The following is a 535-nucleotide window of genomic DNA, read 5'->3' on the forward strand; positions in this document are numbered from 1 at the left end:
CGCCCTCCGCCCTTCACCGACACCCCAACAACCGATTCTCATCTTGATTGTCGCTACGCTCGCATCCTGTCAGTCGCCGCGCAAGCGCCCCTCTCACGCGCTTGTTCCAGTCCTTCACCGCCGCAGAGCGCACTAACACCGGGTTCGGGTTATATGATCCCATGGGCGGGGGTCGGAAATGACCGGACCAATCAACAGCGCAGATGCCAAAATCCGCAGCATATTTGAGGAAGGTAGGCGTAAGCCGGTAGCGAGTTGCCATTCCCGGCTGATTAATCCTTCCGGGTTGCCAGAAGCCCATGACCACTTCCAGATAGCCAAGAGCCTTCATGCCCTGAATAGCGGTCATGAATGGACGGTAGCCGACCGCAGCCCGTTTGAAACCTGACGGATGCAGCGAACGGTAATGATAATCCGCCGGATGGCGCATTAGATCAGCCAATAGACCACTGACCTGACCCCCGGATTTTCCTCCAAGCTTGATTAGAGTCTGACCTGATGGAAGGACGGACGAATGAAGCGAGCAAGGTTCACA

Annotated in this window: 1 protein-coding gene; it reads right to left on the reverse strand. The window is 56.4% G+C overall.

Annotated elements, in window-relative coordinates; translation table 11 throughout:
- Positions 1-13: 13 nt before the first annotated feature.
- Positions 14-535 (reverse strand): hypothetical protein (locus tag K7W03_RS27635; protein WP_222888166.1); only part of this gene is annotated, 522 nt, incomplete at its 5' end.

Source organism: Sphingobium sp. PNB (assembly GCF_019873065.1).
GTDB lineage: Bacteria > Pseudomonadota > Alphaproteobacteria > Sphingomonadales > Sphingomonadaceae > Sphingobium > Sphingobium fuliginis.